The following is a 14,854-nucleotide window of genomic DNA, read 5'->3' as shown; positions in this document are numbered from 1 at the left end:
CGTCATGTCCGAGACGCATGCGGGCGACATCGTGGACGCGCACCACCACATCTGGCGGGCCGCGGACCTGCCGTGGCTGTCGGGCCCGATGGTGCCGCGCATCTTCGGCCCCTACGAGCCGATCAGGCGGGACTACCCGATCGAGGAGTACCTCGCCGACGCCACGGCCTCGGGCATCGGCGCGTCGGTCTACGTCCAGACGAACTGGCCGCTCGACCGGGTCGTGGACGAGGTGCGCTGGCTGGCCGAGGTGCACCAGGAGACGGGCTGGCCGATGGCCGTCGTCGGGGCGGCCGACCTGTTCGACGACTCCGCCCCCGAGACCATGCGGCGGCAGGCCGCGCTGACCCCGCTGGTCAGGGGGACCAGGCAGCAGCTGCACTGGCACGAGCGCCCGGAGTTCCGGTACGCCGCCGCGCCCGACAGCATGAAGGACCCGGTCTTCCGCAAGAACCTCGGCATGCTCGCCGACCTCGGCTGGCTGTTCGAGCTGCAGGTCTTCCCCGAGCAGCTGCCGGACGCGATCGACCTGGTGGCGGCCTTCCCCGGCGTCACCTTCGTGCTCGTGCACGCCGGCATGCTCATCGGCCCCGAGTACGCCGATCTGTGGCGGGCCGGGATGGCCGCACTGGCCGAGCGGCCGAACGTCGTCGTCAAGCTCACCGGGCAGGGTACGTTCGTGCACCGCGTGGACGCCGGGCTCATCTCGTCCGTCGCCCGCGAGGTGATCGGCTGGTTCGGCCCGGACCGGGCCATGTTCGGCACCAACTTCCCGGTCGAGAAGCTCTGGACCACCATGCCGCACCTGGTCGCCACGTGGAAGGACGCGCTGGCCCACCTCCCGCCCGCCGCCCAGGACGCCGTCTTCTCCGGCACCGCGCGGCGGGTGTACGGGCTGGGCAGCTCATCGAAGTGAAGGGATCGATCTCGCCATGGCACTGTTCGTTCTGACCTACGGCTACCACGACACGCCCCTGCGGGCGAAACGCCGCGAGGACCATCTCGCGCATCTGAACAAGCTCCTGGAGCAGGGCAGCCTCGTCGCTGCCGGCCCGTTCACCGACCTGACAGCAGGCATGATCGTCCTGCGGGCGGAGGACGAGGCGGCGGCGCAGGCGCTCGTCGACCAGGACCCCTACACCCAGCTCCAGGTCACCAAGGACCGCACGCTGCGCGAATGGCGGGTGACGGTCGGCTCGCTCGGCTGAGGTCCGGCCCCCCGGTTGGGCCGGCGGCAGCATGCCGCCGGCCCGCCGCTCACTTCGGTTCGAGCACGAAGACGGGGATCTGCCTGTCGGTCTTCTCCTGGTATTCGGCGTAGGACGGGTAGGCGGCGACCGCCCGCTCCCACCACTCCGCCCGCTCGGCGCCCTCGACCTCACGCGCGGCGTAGTCCCTCGTGACGGTCCCGTCCTGCAGCGGGAACTCGGGGTGCGCCTTGATGTTGTAGTACCAGGTGGGGTGCTCCGGGGCGCCGCCCTTGGAGGCCACCACCGCGTACCTGCCCTCGTGCTCCACCCGCATCACGGGGGTGTAGCGCAGCTTGCCGCTCCTCGCGCCGCGCAAGGTCAGCAGCACGACCGGCGATCCGAGGACCAGGATGCCCTCGGTGGTCCCGGTCTCAAGGATCTTCCTCGTCTGGTCCCGCACCCAGTCGGTGGGGCTGAGCTCTACGTTGTCGTCCGACATGCCTGCGATCAACAACCCTCGCGCCGTCCCCATTCCTGCCGGAACGGGTCAGCCGGCGCTCTCGTGCCCGGCGACGTGGGTGTCGAAGAAGGCGAAGGTGCGCCGGCACAGGCGCGATCACCGGAGTGGGAGCCACCGAGAGGGAAACAATCTGTTCGTGGCCGACTGCTCGTGGCCGATGGCGGTCACGTGGCCCGCGCAACCATCAGGAGCCCGCCCATGAACCTCGATCACGTACTGGTCACCCGCGACGCCGACTTCGTGACGATCACGATGAACCGCCCCCAGCGGCGCAACGCCCTGTCACTGGCCCACCTGCGCGATCTGATCGACGCGTTCAGCGGCGCCGGCGACAGCGACGCCTCCGGCATCATCCTGGCGGGGGCAGGCCCGGTCTTCAGCGCCGGCCACGACTTCGCCGACGTCGCCGAGGCCGACGAGAGCGCGGTACGCACCCTCCTGGACACCTGCCTCCAGCTCATGGAGCTGATCGAGACGGTGCCGCAGCCGGTCATCGCCCGCGTCCACGGCCTGGCCACCGCGGCGGGCTGCCAGCTCGTCGCCACCTGCGACCTGGCCGTCGCCGCCGACTCCGCCGGCTTCGCCGCGCCCGGCGGGAAGGGCGGCTGGTTCTGCCACACCCCGATGGTCGCCATCGCCCGCAACATCGGCCGCAAGCGCGCCGCCGAGCTGGCCTACACCGGTGACACCATCACCGCCGCGCAGGCTCTCGACTGGGGGCTGGTCAACCAGGTCGTACCCACCGCCGGCCTCGACGCCGCCGTCGCCGACCTGCTCGGCCGCGCCACCCGCGGCAGCCGCGCCTCGAAGGCGCTCGGCAAGCGCACCCTGTACCAGCAGCTGTCCCTGCCCGAGGCCGACGCGTACGAGCTCGCCACCAGGGTCATGGCGGAGTCCTCGCAGTCGGCCGCGGCCCGCGAGGGCATGTCGGCGTTCCTGAGCAAACGCCAGCCGAAGTGGAGCGACTGACCTGAGCCGGAAATATTGACGTTTTCTTGACGCCTTGATCATGCAACCACCGCTCAACGCCTCACTAGTGTGCATTCGTCTCAATGTCTGCTTGGTGGAGGGTTTGCGTGAGCGTCGGGGACCGGCCTGCGGCAATGCCGGGTACGCCGCTGCGGCGCTGGCTGCTCAAGGGTCTGCAGAGCCCCGAGGGCCTGGCGAACCAGGCTCCGCAGGAGGAGGCCCCCGGCCACCAGCACAAGTGGTGGCAGGTGATGTGCCTGACCGGCGTCGACTACTTCTCCACCCTCGGCTACCAGCCGGGCATCGCCGCGCTGGCCGCCGGCGCGCTCAGCCCCGTGGCGACGTTGCTGCTGGTGGCGCTGACGCTGTTCGGCGCGTTGCCGACGTACCGGGCGGTGGCGGAGCAGAGCCCGAACGGGCTGGGCTCGCTGTCGATGCTGGAGCGGCTGCTGCCCGGCTGGGGCGGCAAGCTGCTGGTGCTGTTCCTGCTCGGGTTCGTGGCCACCGCGTTCATCGTCACCATCACCCTGTCGGCGGCGGACGCCACCGCGCACATCCTGCACAACCCGTTCGTCCCGCACTCCTGGGCGGGCGCCCAGGTGCCCGTCACCCTGGTGCTGATCGCCGCGCTCGGCGGGGTGTTCCTGGCCGGCTTCAGCGAGGCCATCTCCATCGCGGTCGTCCTGGTCGCCACCTACCTCCTGCTCAACCTGGTCGTCGTGGGCACCGCCGTCCAGCGGGTGCTCGCGCACCCCGAGCAGGTGACGAGCTGGCAGAACGTGCTCGCCGCCGACTACTCCAGCCCGGTCGCGATGGTGGCGGTCGCCCTGTACGTGATGCCGAAGCTGGCCCTGGGCCTGTCCGGGTTCGAGACGGGTGTGGCCGTCATGCCCCTGGTGAAGGGGAAACTGGCGGAGCGGATCAGGGGCGCGCGCAAGTTGCTGACCACCGCGGCGCTCATCATGAGCGTCTTCCTCATCACCTCCAGCTTCACCACCACCGTGCTGATCCCCGCCGGGGAGTTCGCCGAGGGCGGCTCGGCCAACGGCCGCGCGCTGGCGTACCTGGCCCACCTCTACCTGGGCGACTGGTTCGGCACCGCGTACGACCTGTCGACGATCGCCATCCTGTGGTTCGCCGGCGCCTCCGCCCTGGCGGGGCTGCTCAACATCGTTCCGCGGTACCTGCCCCGTTACGGCATGGCGCCGGACTGGACCCGCGCCAACCGGCCCATGGTGCTGGTCTTCACCGCGATCGCCTTCCTCATCACGTTCGTCTTCGACGCCGAGGTCGAGGCCCAGGGCGGCGCGTACGCCACCGGCGTCCTGGCCCTGATCCTGTCGGCCGCCGTCGCGGTCACCCTGTCCGCCTGGACCATGCGCCGGCTCCAGGCCGCCGCCTTCTTCGGGTTCGTCACGCTCATCTTCGGCTACGCCACCGTCGCCAACATCATCGAACGGCCCGACGGCCTCGTGATCGCCCTGCTGTTCGTGCTGGCCATCGTGGTCATCTCGCTCATCTCCCGCGCCACCCGCTCCACCGAGCTCCGCGTCACCCACATCAGCCTGGACGACTGCGCCGGCCGATTCATCAACGAAGCCGGCGAGCTCTACCTCATCGCCAACGAACCCCACACCCGCGACGCCAAGGAGTACGTCGACAAGGCCCGCGAAGCGTGGGAACTGCACCGCCTGCGCACCAGCGAGGGTCTGCTCTTCCTGGAGGTCACCATCCCGGACGCCTCCGAGTTCGCCGGCGAGCTCCGCGTCACCGGCGAGGAACGCCACGGCTTCCGCATCCTGCGCATGCAGAGCACCACCGTCGCCAACTCCATCGCCGCCCTGCTGCTGCACCTGCGCGACCGGACGGGCAAGACTCCGAACGTGTACTTCCACTGGGCCGCCGAGGGCAACCCGATCGGCGCCCTGCTGCGCTACCTCGTCTTCGGCGGCGGCGACGTCCCGCCCCTGACCAGGGAGGTCCTCCGCCAGGCCGAACCCGACCCGGCCCGCCGTCCCGTCGTCCACGTGGGCTGACAGGGGACTGAGATCACGTCTCCGGGGCATCCGGCGCGGCTGATCGGCCGCTGTTTACTGTCCGAGGAGGGGCCTATCCGCTGCCCGTCATCGTCATCGCCGAGCTGCTCGGCGTCCCCGCCAGCGACCGCGCCCTGTTCAAGCAGTGGGCCGACGCGCTGTTCCAGCACGACGCCAAGATCTCGCTCCCCGAGCCCGCCGAAGGGCAGAACGCCGACGTTCAGGCCACGATGCTGCTCGGCAACACGGTGCTCTGCCTGGACGCCCACCCCGAGCAGCAGGCCAGGCTACGCGCCGACCGGGCCTCGATCCCGGCCGCGATCGAGGAGTCGCTGCGGCTGTTCACGCCGTTCGCCGCGCTGGGCCGGGCCACCACCCGCGAGGTCGAGCTCGGCGGCGTCACGATCCCCGGCCGACCAGCTGGTGATGTGCCGGCTCGCCGCGGCCGACCGGGGTCCCCGCCAGTTCACCGCCCCGGAGGCGTTCGACCCGGGCCGCGACCCCGACCTCCATCTGGGCTTCGGCCGCGGCGCCCTAGATCCTGCGCGCTCTGCGGATCAACCTGGCCGCCCGCCACTACGAGGTGGCGGTCGCCGCCGACGGCTCCGCCGCGCTGCGCCAGGCCGCCGAATGGCACCCCCGACCTGGTCAGCAAGACGGTCTCCGGCGGCGTGCGGCTCGCCCCCACCGAGTGGCGCATCCTGGAGATCCTGCGGCGCAACCCCGGCAAGCTCAGCCCCCAGCGCTACCTGCTCACCGAGGTGTGGGGCAGGAGACACGTCAAGGAGACCCACCACCTGCGCCAGTAATTGGCCCAGCTCCGCAAGAAGTTCGAACGCGGCCCCCGCCACCCTCGGCACCTGATCACCGACCCGGGCATGGGCTACCGCTTCATCCCGTGACGGGCTCGCCCAGGCTCCCTCGATTGCGGACTCGATACGGCCCCCGGCATGGCCGATGCGTCGCCGTGGCGGCTCACTACCATTCCGTCATGTTTTCCGATCTTGCCCTTGCCGTCCTCATGGCACTGCTCATCGCCGTGCTGGTAGGCCTCCCCCTCATGGCCGCGGCGGGGGCCGTCCCTGCCGCCTTGCTCTCCGCCCCGGCCAACCGCCACGAGATGATGAGCCGGAGATTCGTCGTTCTTGGGTTGTTCGCGTCATTCGCTGGCGTCTGGTTGATGGGGCTCGGCGCGTGGCTGGCCCGTGAGGATTCCCGCTACGGCTCCATCGACTTCTTCGGCCTGCTACTGATCTCCCTCGTCGGTGCGGGCCTGCTGACCGCCGGTCTCGGCCCGCTGCCTTCGTGGCTGCTGGAGACCATCGGCCCGTACGCCGAAAGGCTGCCGCCGCCCTTCCGCCTGGCGGTCCGCGACCTGGCCCAGCGCCGGGCCCGCGCGGTGCTCGCGATCACGCTGGCGATGATGGCGACGGCCTTCGGCCTCGCGCTGACGGTCGTCGCGGTCGGCGAAACGGCGCAGAGCAGGGCCGAATACCTTCCCCGCGGCAGGCCGGGCAGCTTATTGATCCAGCCGAGCTCCACGCACCTGGGGGTTTTCGCCACGGCGGACGCGGCCGCCGTGCGAGCGATGATGGAGCGGGAACTGCCGGGCGTGCCCATCGCCCAGCGCGAGGCCGTGCCGGACGGGTCCTGGTTCTTCCGCGCCACGGCGGAAGGCGTCGAGACACCGGAGGAGGCCGTCTACTGGGATCAGGCCATCGGGGACGAGAAGCTGCTGCGGTACCTCACAGGCGATCAGTCGACGCCGTACGACGAGAACACGGCCGTAGTGATCACGTCCGCCGGCGTGAAGACCGACTCGGTGGCACTCGGCTACGAGCGCAACGCGACCGACGAGGCCACACGGACCAAGACCGTCCGGGCGATTGTCGCCAGGACCTCCGACCCGCACCTGGAGACGATCTTCGTCCCCTCGAAACTCGTCCGGGATCTCGGCTACCGGCTCCGGCCGAGCGAGCTGATCGTCGACCCGGCCGTCCACCGGGTCACGCCCCAGGAGCAGCAGCGCCTCGACGACCGGCTGGACGACGCGGTCGCCGAGGTCCACGTCGAGCGGGGCTTCCAGGCTTCGACCGGGTGGCTGCCCTTCGCCGCGGTGGCCTTCCTCGCCGCCCTGGCGTGCGCGCTGGCGTCCGGCTTCGGCAAGGCCGCCAACGCGCGCCAGGCCCGGGTCATGAGGCGGGCCGGCAACGGGTCGGCCGCGGCATTCCGGTGGTTCCGCGCCTCCCGCGCGGGCCTGAGCGCCCTGTTCGGAACGGTGCTCGGCGCGATCGCCGGAGTTCCCGCCGGGATGTTGCTGCTGTGGCCCCTGACGATGCGCACCACGTGGGAGGAACCGGAACGGGTGCCGTTCGAGACCCCCTGGCCGGCGATCACAGCCGTCGTCGCCGGTCTTCCCCTCCTGGCCGCGGCCCTCGCCGCGCTCTTCGCCCGCGACCGGCCGCACGCATCGCGCCGCCGCACCGGACCACCTCGGGCCAGCCGCCTGTGACGCCACATCGGAAGAGTACGGGAGAGGACGATGGTGCGGAATCTGACTCCGCTGGGCGAGATCCACCGGTCGGTCGGCCACCGGAAGATCGCCAGAGGTGAGGGCCGCAGCGCCGTGCTGCGACGGCAGTACACCGTGCCGATCGAGGACGTCTGGCGGGCCTGCACCGAGGCGGACCGGGTCAGCCGCTGGCTCATCGAGCCCGAGGGCGACCTGCGGGAGGGCGGCACGTACGTCCTGCCGGAGCACGCGCACGGGCGGATCCTGCGCTGCGACGCCCCGCACACCCTCACGCTGAGCTGGATCTACGAGGACTACCCGGCCGATGAGGTGGAACTGCGGCTCAGCCCCGCCGACGGCGGCGGCACGAGCCCAGCGAGGACGAGACGCGCCGGATCGCCGAAAGCGACCTGCTCTGGCGGAGAACCATCGCGGCCGCCCTGGGCACCGGCGAGGTGGCGGCAGAGGAGCCCTAGAAGTAGAGACCGCCTGTGCAGTAGCCGGCGTGTCGTTCACGTCAGCCCTCGCGTGGCCAGCCGATGATCGATGGCGGCGACCACGCCGAGCACGACCATGACGGCAGCCATGGCGGCCCATCCGGCGAACGACGTCACCAGCCCCAGGGGCACCACGCACACCGCTGCGACGAGGCGATCAGCGACCCGTCCGCTTCTCAGCATGGCGCGGTAGAACGCGTGCCCGATGAGGAAGATCGCCGTGCCGCTGCCCAGCCACCAGGGGTTCACATGGCCAGTGGATGGCCACCACCGCGAGGTACGCCGCGGGAAAGGCCCAGCCCTCCGGCTCGAAGGCGTACGGCACGTCGAGACCCATGACGAAGAAGGCCGTCATCGCGAGGACCAGCAGCAGCCGGACCCGCGCCCGGTCGGGCCGCACCGCGTTGGCCAGCCAGCCGAACGCGCTGAACATCCACCACATCACGACGAGCGGCAGCAGCCCCTTGACCAGCCCCTATGAGGCTGGGGTGACGGTTTCCCAGAGTTCGTTGAACGCGATGCTGTCGTAGAACGCCGTACCGTCGACGACCTTGCCGTCCCGGAGCGTCATGAACCAGGCATAGGTGTTGCGATAGGACGTCCCCGCGATGGTGGTGCCTTCGCCGTCCCACACGACCACCACGGTGCTCCGCTCGTCGTCGGCGTAGACGGAGCGGATCTCGACCGGGCGGAACGGCTTGTCCGCGCTGAACCTCGCCCCGAAGGGCCGCAGCACCTGATCGACGAACTGCTGCGTGCTGTCGTAGGTGCCGGAGGCGGCGGACCTGCCGACGATCTCCCAGCGCATGTCCGGGGCGAAGATCTCGGAAACGTGCGCGGTCCCCGCCGCCCACGCGGCGAAGGCCTCGGCGACGATCTCACGGTTGGAACTCATGTCTCTGGCAACCTCCGGCTCGGGTAAGTGATCGCCACCAGTGTTACGTGCGGTACCTGTCGTTCGCATCCGTGAGAACCCGACCGGCGCCGGCCGGGCTCGACGGCCTTGTCAGGCCTCCCAGGGGCCTCGGAAGATCCCGTCCGGGTCGTACCGGTTCCAGAGGCGGCGAACCCGGTCGCCGGTCGCGCCCGGGTAGATGCGTTCGAAGGCGGCCTTGTCCGGGCGGCTCTCGAAGTTGACGTACGCCCCGTCGACCCGCTCGGCGAGCGGACGCCAGGCCGCGTCGAGCGCTCTGCCGCCCTGCGGCGGGAACGTCGTGGCGACCACCATCGTGCCGTGGCGGCGGTGCGCGAACGCGGTCGCGTCCGCCGGCACGTCGTCGACCGCCCCGCCCAGGGAGCGCAGCTGGATCAGCGGCTGGTGCGGGCCGGCCGCGGCCGCCGTGATCGCCGCCGCGTCGTCGCCGGTCATCGCGGTGAGCAGCCCGTTGGTGGTGGTGCTGGGCTGCTGGCCGACGTTGGCGTGCAGGTGCGCGGTGGAGACCAGGGCCGGGTACGGGGCGAGCTGCGCCTGCCGGCCGAGCGTGGTGCCGATCCGCAGCAGCGGCTCGATCGCCGCGACGACCTGCCGCTCGTCGTCGGTGGCGACCACGGCGGTGATGGACGCGACCAGCGAGCGCCCCTGCGGGAGCAGGGTGACCGCGGTGGACAGCTCGCGCGGGGCCTCGGCCAGGTAGTCCGCCCACTGCCGCAGCGCCCGGCCGCGGCGGTCCACCTGGACGGCGATCTGGGCGTAGCCCACCTCCCGCAGCTCGATCGCCTCGATCTCGAACGCGGTCACGATGCCGGCCCCGCCGCCGGCGCCGCGCACGACCCACAGCAGGTCCGGTTCGTGCTCGGCGTCGGCGCGCACGACGGTGCCGTCGGCCAGGACGACCTCGGCCGCCCTGATGTGGTCGATGGTCAGCCCGTACCGGCGGACCAGCCAGCCGATGCCGCCGCCGGTGGCCAGGCCGCCGGCGCCGACGTTGCCGTGGTCACCGGAGCTGATCGCCAGCCCGTACGGCGCCAGCGCCTGCGCCACCTGCGCCCACCGCGCGCCCGCCTCGACCCGGACGATTCGCGCCGCCCGGTCGATCACTTCGACGCGGTTCATCTCCGACAGGTCGATGACCACGCCGCCGTCGTTCGTGGACCGCCCTGACAGCCCGTGCCCTCCGCTCCGCACGGACAGGGGCAGGCCCTGCTCGCGGGCGAACCGCAGAGCCGCGGCCACCTCCGCCGTGTCCTCGGGCAGCAGCACGGCGGCGGGACTGGCCACGGTCGTGTACGTGGAGCGCAGCAGCCGGTACCGCTGATCTCCCGGAAGAACGATCTTCCCTTCCAAAGCGGCCGGGATCGTCGTCATCGCCGCCCCCGGACCTGACCAACCCGCTGGCGGACGGCGGGGACGACCTCGGCGGCGAACACGTCGAACTGGACCCGGTGGTCGGCCACCGGCCAGAAGATGAACGTGTCGAAGCCCAGCTCGACCGCCCACCCGGTGAGCGTGTCCGTCCACAGCCGCACGTTCCCGGCCAGGCCGGGCCCGCCGCGGACGTCGCCGATCGTGCCGATCACGTTGTAGATCCTGCGGATGTCGAGCGGGTCGCGCCCGGCCGCCCGCGCCGCCTCATCGATGATCTTCTGCTTGGCGGGCACCTCACCGGGCGGCACGTAGATGTTAAGCGGCGAGATCCAGCCGTCGGCGGCCCGGCCGGTGACGCCGAGCATCTTGGGGCCCTGGCCGCCGAGCCACAGCGGGACGGGAGCGGGCGGCACCGGGCCCGCCGCGTACCCCTCGATGGCGTGCTGCTCGCTGAGCAGCCGCACGCCGCCCCCGCCCAGCGCGGCCCGCATCACGTGCAACGACTCCTCGGTGTAGACGACCATCTCGCCGCCGCTGCGCCGCTTGCCCCCCATGCCCGCGATGGCATCCGCGAACGCCCCGCCACCGACGCCGAGCACGGTGCGGCCCCCGGCCAGCACGCCGAGCGTGGCGGCGGCCTTGGCCAGCATGGCGGGTGGCCTTAACTGCAGGTCCGCCACATCGGTGAGGAACGAGACGTGCCTGGTCCGCGTGGCCAGGTTGGTGATCAAGGTCCAGGCGTCCAGGTGCCCCGGCTGGTAGGCGTGGTCCTGAACGGCCAGGTAGTCCAGCTCGTACTCGTCGGCGGCCGCGGCCAGCCGCATGGTCTCGCCGAGCTGGTCCACCTCGGGGTCGAGGCTCAGCCCGAAGGACAGGGTTTGTCCGTAATCAGTCATGACTTCATACTCCGGACGCCGGCGCCATGAGGCAAAGGCGAGGTAAGTGACTAATATTTAGTAAGTGAGCACGCAGACACCGCAGACCGCCCGTCCCGGCCACCTGACCATCCACGAGCCGAGCTGCCGCAGCTTCCAGAACATCGTCGAGCTCGTCGGCCGCCGCTGGACCAGCGCGATCCTGCTCGCCGGCCAGCGGGGTGCCCGCCGCTTCGGCGAGTACCGGCTGTCGGTGCCCGGCATCTCCGACCGGCTCCTCACCCAGCGGCTCAAGGAGCTCGAATCCGAGGGCCTGATCACGCGTACCGTGATCCCCACCACCCCGGTGCAGATCCGCTACGCCCTCTCCCCCGACGGCGAGGAGCTGATGCGGATCCTGCAGCCGCTGGTGGACTGGGGCTACCGGCGCAGCGAGGCCGCAGCGGATCGATCCACCGACACGGTGTGACCGACGGCGCCGGGCGCCGGGCGGCGGGTGGGCGGGTGAGGGACACCGCACCGTGAGAGAGTGCAGCAATGGACCAAGGCACCCGCGGCGAGCTCATCAGCCGGCTGGCCGAGGCGATCAGGTCCGTCACGACCGCGCACCCGCTGCGGGTCGCCATCGACGGGCCGCCCGCCGCCGGCAAGACCACGCTGGCCGACGAGGTCGCCGTCGTCCTGCGCGCGCAGGGTCGCGACGTCATCCGCGCGACCATCGACGACTTCCTCGTCCCCCGTGCACAGCGCTACCGACGCGGCCGGTACTCCGCCGAAGGCTGCTACTTCGACGCCCACGACCACGCCGCGCTGCGCCGGGTCCTGCTCGATCCGCTGGGCCCAGGCGGAGACCGAAGGTTCCGGCACACGGCCTACGACAGAGCCACCGACACCCCGTCGTCCCCGCCGCCCACGACCGCCCCCGCGGATGCCGTACTGCTCTTCGACGGCGTCTTCCTCCTGCGCCCGGAACTCGTCGACCGGTGGGACCTGCGCATCTTCGTGTCCGTCCCCTTCGAGCAGACGGTGGCCCGCGCCCGGGACCGAGGCGCAACGCTGGCCGAATCCCCCGCCGACATCGAACGGTCCTGGCGCAACCGCTACATCCCCTCCCAGCAGCTCTACTTCGCCACAGCCCGCCCTACCGACCACGCCAACATCATCGTGTACAACGATCAGCTCCAACGGCCGGCGTGGGAAGTCCGACCACACTCATCGACACCCAGGATTTGACGATTTGCCCCGATTCCGAAGGCGCCACCTCCGGGGACGACGATTGGGCGGCCCGGTGACGTCGACGCCGATGAGAGGCTTATGTTCAACATGGACCCTTCATTCCTAAGGTTTACGGTCCTGTCATTCATCAGCAACCGAGCTTTCGCGAGCATGGCGATGGCATCGGCCAGCGGCAACCCCCTGGGTCTGTTCCCGGCGGCCTGACCACCACAACGATCGCCGCATCATGTCATGCTCACCAGGTGACGGGGAGTTCGTGGGCGCCGTAGATGACGGCGTCGTTCTTGAACGGAACGTCCTCCATCGGTACGGCGAGCCGCAGGGTGGGAATGCGGCGGAACAACGTGTCGAAGACGATCTGCAGTTCCATTCGAGCCAGGTTCTGGCCGAGGCACTGGTGGGGGCCGAAGCCGAAGGCGAGGTGGTGGCGGGCTCCGCGCTCCACGTCCAAGGCGGCCGGGTCCTTGAACACCGCCGGGTCCCAGTTGGCCGACAGGCCGGAGACGACGACACCCTCACCGGCCCTGATGCTCGCGCCGCCGATCTTCACGTCCTCGGTGGCGATGCGGGAGGTGACCCCGTCGGCGATGGTGAAGTAGCGCAGGAGTTCCTCCACCGCCAGGGGCGTTTTGCCCGGGTCGGCCGTTATCAGGGCCAGTTGCTCCGGATGGGTGAGCAGTCCGACCACGCCGAGCGAGATCATGTTCGCCGTGGTCTCGTGTCCGGCGGTCAGCAACAGAAAGGCGAGGCTCACCAGGCCCGCGTGGTCGAGGGTGCCCTTCTGGCGTTGGCCGGCGATCTGCCGGCTGAACAGGTCGTCGCCGGGTTCTGATTCCTTGCGGGTGAGCAGGTCGCCGATGTAGGCGCGCAGTTCGGCGAAGGCTCGCCGGCGGTCTTCGACCGAGGTCCGGCTCACCATCATGGTGGTGCGGCTCTGGAAGAAGTCGTGGTCGGTGTAGGGGACGCCGAGCAGTTCGCAGATCACCAGGGAGGGCACCGGCAGGGAGAATGCCTGCACCAGGTCTACCGGGTGCCGGTCGGTGGCGAGCAGGTCGTCGATGAAGTGGTCGACGATGTCCTGGACGCGCGGGCGCAGCGCGGCCAGCCGCTTGACGGTGAACTCGCTGATCACCGGACGGCGGGTCGCGGAGTGTTCGGCGCCGTCCATGCCGAGCATCAGCGGCGGCTGGCTGCGGAGCTGCTGCAGGGTCGCCGCATCGAGGGTGAAGAGCGGGAAGCCGTCCTTGCGCTTGTCGGAGGAGAAGCGGGGGTCGGCGAGGACGGTACGGGCCGCCTCATGCCCGGACACCCACCAGGCCTCGCCGCCGCTCTTCAACCGGATCTTGACGATCGGCGCTTGCTCGCGCAACTGCTCGTAGGCGGCGGGTGGGGCGAACGGGCAGCTCCGCTCGACCGGCAGCTGCAGGTCGGCGAGTTCGCTGGCGACGCTCTTCGTCATGAAGGACCTCCCAGTAAGAGATGTGGTGGAGTTTGTGCGGCTTGTGGTGGACTCGGGCCGGCTCATCGCAGGTGAGTGGGGCCGCGGTGTCGATGCGGTCAGTTGCTGCGGGTTGCGTAGGCGAGGCCGGTGATACGGCCGTCTTCAGGAAGTCCTGCCGTGGCAGTGGCGGTACGGCGTGCGCGCAGGCGGCCGGCCAGGCAGAGCATCACACCGAGCGTGAGCCAGGTGACCAGGACGATGATGGAGTGAGTGGCGCCGTGGCCGTCGAAGAACGCGGTGGAGCGCAGCAGCTGGCCTCCCGCCCCCGGCGGCAGCAGCTGGCCGAGCGCGCCGGACCAGCCGGGCAGCATCTCGGGTGCCGTCGCGGCACCTGACAGGGGATTGCCGATGAGCATCATGACGGCGGCGCCGAGACCGAGGCCGGCGTACCCGAGCAGGGACTCCAGCCCGAGGATGCTCAGGGAGGTGGCCGCGATGGCCAGGGAGATGGCGCCGCTGTTGGCCCAGTAGGCGCCGTCGAGCGAGCCGAACCAGAACTGCAGGATCGCTGCCACGGCCAGGCCCCCGGTGATCGCGAAGACGAGCGCTCCGGTGACGCGGCGGGCGGTGCCGCGGACGAGCCTGCTCAGCAGCAGCGCGGCGAGCAGGCCGCCCATGACCAGAGGCAGGGCTCCGGCGGCCAGGCCGGCGCCGCGCGGGTCGCCGGCCGGCAAGGCGACGAGGTCGCGGACGACGACCTTCGTGCCGGTGCCCTGTGCCTGCGCCTGGCCGAGCGCGGTCGCGATGCCCTGCAGGGTCTGGGCGACCGCCGCACTGGCGGCTGAGGCCATGATGACCTGCGGAGCGCCGGAGCTGACGTCGATCGCCCCGTACACCTCCCGGTCGCGGATCAACCGTTCGGCGGCCGCGGTGCCGGCGACCTCGGTGATCTCGAAGCCGTCCGGCAGGCGTTGGGCGAGAGCGGTGCTGACCTGCTCGACCGCGGTGGCCGGCCCGGCGACGGCGATCGGCACGTCGTGTACCGACGAGCGCACCGACGGCCAGGCGAAGGCGGTGAGCAGCACGGAGATGATCGCCGTGAGCAGGACGGCTGTCCCGGCCACGGCCGGCCAGGGAGACGGTGGTGCGGCGGCGGCAAGCGGGGCCTGAGCGGCCATGTCTACTCCTTGAAGAAAACGACGTGGTAATGGCCGGGCCGGTGCGAACGCGTGACGATGAGCTCAGGGTGCTCCGTACCGTCGCGTTGCCGTGA

Annotated in this window: 17 protein-coding genes; 9 read left to right on the top strand and 8 right to left on the bottom strand. The window is 70.8% G+C overall.

Annotated elements, in window-relative coordinates; all coding sequences use genetic code 11:
* The first annotated feature begins 4 nt into the window (after positions 1-4).
* A complete protein-coding gene (locus HD593_RS16315; RefSeq protein WP_185102966.1) occupies positions 5-916 on the top strand; it encodes an amidohydrolase family protein in 912 nt (303 codons plus the stop codon).
* A 16-nt stretch (positions 917-932) separates the two neighbouring features.
* A complete protein-coding gene (locus HD593_RS16310) occupies positions 933-1,208 on the top strand; it encodes a YciI family protein (RefSeq protein WP_185102965.1) in 276 nt (91 codons plus the stop codon).
* A 49-nt stretch (positions 1,209-1,257) separates the two neighbouring features.
* On the opposite strand, the gene HD593_RS16305 is transcribed toward HD593_RS16310, so the two are convergent.
* Positions 1,258-1,689: a nitroreductase family deazaflavin-dependent oxidoreductase gene (locus tag HD593_RS16305; RefSeq protein WP_185102964.1), complete on the bottom strand. Its 432-nt coding sequence runs from the start codon at positions 1,687-1,689 to the stop codon at positions 1,258-1,260.
* 219 nt (positions 1,690-1,908) lie between these two features.
* Between HD593_RS16305 and HD593_RS16300 the strand changes: the two genes are divergently transcribed.
* The 5 genes from HD593_RS16300 to HD593_RS16275 all read left to right on the top strand — a co-directional run bounded on the left by HD593_RS16300 (position 1,909) and on the right by HD593_RS16275 (position 7,770).
* Positions 1,909-2,679, top strand: a complete 771-nt coding sequence (locus HD593_RS16300; RefSeq protein WP_185102963.1) for an enoyl-CoA hydratase-related protein — start codon at positions 1,909-1,911, stop codon at positions 2,677-2,679.
* A gap of 107 nt (positions 2,680-2,786) precedes the next feature.
* A complete protein-coding gene (locus tag HD593_RS16295) occupies positions 2,787-4,715 on the top strand; it encodes an APC family permease (RefSeq protein WP_312903499.1) in 1,929 nt (642 codons plus the stop codon).
* Between the two features lie 230 nt (positions 4,716-4,945).
* Entirely contained in the window at positions 4,946-5,524 is a 579-nt protein-coding gene (locus HD593_RS64340) for a winged helix-turn-helix domain-containing protein (protein WP_312903498.1), read from the top strand.
* 182 nt (positions 5,525-5,706) lie between these two features.
* The gene (locus tag HD593_RS16280) at positions 5,707-7,227 is read left to right on the top strand and encodes a hypothetical protein (protein ID WP_185102961.1); all 1,521 of its coding nucleotides are present in this window, start codon (positions 5,707-5,709) and stop codon (positions 7,225-7,227) included.
* Between the two features lie 30 nt (positions 7,228-7,257).
* Positions 7,258-7,770, top strand: coding sequence for an SRPBCC domain-containing protein (locus tag HD593_RS16275; RefSeq protein ID WP_185102960.1), 513 nt, complete (start codon positions 7,258-7,260; stop codon positions 7,768-7,770).
* On the opposite strand, the gene HD593_RS63405 is transcribed toward HD593_RS16275, so the two are convergent.
* The 5 genes from HD593_RS63405 to HD593_RS16255 all read right to left on the bottom strand — a co-directional run bounded on the left by HD593_RS63405 (position 7,740) and on the right by HD593_RS16255 (position 10,925).
* Positions 7,740-7,865 carry a hypothetical protein gene (locus HD593_RS63405; protein WP_281402461.1) on the bottom strand — a complete coding sequence of 42 codons (126 nt, stop codon included), beginning with the start codon at positions 7,863-7,865 and terminating at the stop codon, positions 7,740-7,742. The genes HD593_RS16275 and HD593_RS63405 overlap by 31 nt on opposite strands.
* A 16-nt stretch (positions 7,866-7,881) precedes the next feature.
* Positions 7,882-8,196, bottom strand: a complete 315-nt coding sequence (locus tag HD593_RS16270) for a low temperature requirement protein A (RefSeq protein ID WP_312904439.1) — start codon at positions 8,194-8,196, stop codon at positions 7,882-7,884.
* A gap of 3 nt (positions 8,197-8,199) precedes the next feature.
* Positions 8,200-8,619 carry a nuclear transport factor 2 family protein gene (locus HD593_RS16265; RefSeq protein ID WP_185102958.1) on the bottom strand — a complete coding sequence of 140 codons (420 nt, stop codon included), beginning with the start codon at positions 8,617-8,619 and terminating at the stop codon, positions 8,200-8,202.
* Between the two features lie 111 nt (positions 8,620-8,730).
* Positions 8,731-10,029, bottom strand: coding sequence for an FAD-binding oxidoreductase (locus HD593_RS16260; protein ID WP_185102957.1), 1,299 nt, complete (start codon positions 10,027-10,029; stop codon positions 8,731-8,733).
* Positions 10,026-10,925, bottom strand: a complete 900-nt coding sequence (locus tag HD593_RS16255) for an LLM class flavin-dependent oxidoreductase (protein WP_185102956.1) — start codon at positions 10,923-10,925, stop codon at positions 10,026-10,028. The genes HD593_RS16260 and HD593_RS16255 overlap by 4 nt, the downstream gene beginning before the upstream one ends.
* Positions 10,926-10,989: 64 nt before the next feature.
* Between HD593_RS16255 and HD593_RS16250 the strand changes: the two genes are divergently transcribed.
* Positions 10,990-11,373 (top strand): winged helix-turn-helix transcriptional regulator, encoded by a 384-nt coding sequence (locus tag HD593_RS16250; RefSeq protein WP_185102955.1) that lies wholly within the window; start codon positions 10,990-10,992, stop codon positions 11,371-11,373.
* Positions 11,374-11,441: 68 nt separating this feature from the next.
* A complete protein-coding gene (locus HD593_RS16245) occupies positions 11,442-12,137 on the top strand; it encodes a cytidylate kinase family protein (protein ID WP_185102954.1) in 696 nt (231 codons plus the stop codon).
* A gap of 238 nt (positions 12,138-12,375) precedes the next feature.
* Here HD593_RS16245 and HD593_RS16240 read toward each other — a convergent pair whose 3' ends face one another.
* Positions 12,376-13,599, bottom strand: coding sequence for a cytochrome P450 (locus HD593_RS16240; RefSeq protein WP_185102953.1), 1,224 nt, complete (start codon positions 13,597-13,599; stop codon positions 12,376-12,378).
* Between the two features lie 98 nt (positions 13,600-13,697).
* A complete protein-coding gene (locus HD593_RS16235; protein WP_185102952.1) occupies positions 13,698-14,759 on the bottom strand; it encodes a hypothetical protein in 1,062 nt (353 codons plus the stop codon).
* Between the last annotated feature and the right edge of the window lie 95 nt (positions 14,760-14,854).

The sequence above is a fragment of the Nonomuraea rubra genome (genome assembly GCF_014207985.1).
In the GTDB taxonomy this organism is placed as follows: Bacteria; Actinomycetota; Actinomycetes; order Streptosporangiales; family Streptosporangiaceae; genus Nonomuraea; species Nonomuraea rubra.
The sequence above is the reverse complement of the archived record's forward strand: the minus strand, read 5'-3'. Positions and strand labels throughout refer to the sequence as shown.